Origin of the sequence: Phaeodactylibacter luteus (assembly GCF_007993045.1) — a bacterium.
GTDB lineage: Bacteria > Bacteroidota > Bacteroidia > Chitinophagales > Saprospiraceae > Phaeodactylibacter > Phaeodactylibacter luteus.
The window spans coordinates 1-717 of the sequence record NZ_VOOR01000169.1; the positions used below are offsets into that span (position 1 = coordinate 1).

Sequence of the window (717 nt, forward strand, 5' to 3'; positions counted from 1 at the left end):
GTGGTAACGAACCCGGAAGACCCGACCCCGGACTGTCCGGAATGTACGGACGGGCCGGATACACCGGACGAGGTATCGGACATCACGACGGTGAAGACGAACAACACGACGACCTACGTGCCGGGCACAACGGTACCTTACACCATCACGGTGACGAACAACGGGCCGAGCGCTGCGAGCAGCGTAACAGTAGCGGACACCGCGCCTGCGGGCACAACGATCAGCAGCTGGACGGCGGTGGTGACCACGGGCACAGCGACGCTGGCGAACGCTTCGGGCACGGGCGACTTCAGTGAGTTGATCACGAACATGTCCAACGGGGCGGTAGTAACCTACACGGTGAACGTGGACGTCCCTGCCGATTTCACGGGCGGCCTGACCAACATAGTCACGGTAACGAACCCGGAAGACCCGACCCCGGACTGTCCGGAATGTACGGACGGGCCGGATACACCGGACGAGGTATCGGACATCACGACGGTTAAGACGAACGGTACCACTACCTACGTGCCCGGCACAACGGTACCTTACACCATCACGGTGACGAACAACGGGCCGAGCGCTGCGAGCAGCGTAACGGTAGCGGACACCGCGCCTACGGGCACAACGATCAGCAGCTGGACGGCCGTGGTAACTACCGGCACAGCGACGCTGGCGAACGCTTCGGGCACGGGCGACTTCAGCGAGGTGATCACCAATATGTCCAACGGCGCAGTG

Annotated in this window: 1 pseudogene; it reads left to right on the top strand. The window is 62.6% G+C overall.

Annotated features, from left to right (window positions below):
* Positions 1-717: pseudogene (locus FRY97_RS21980) on the top strand (DUF11 domain-containing protein); the annotation flags it as partial.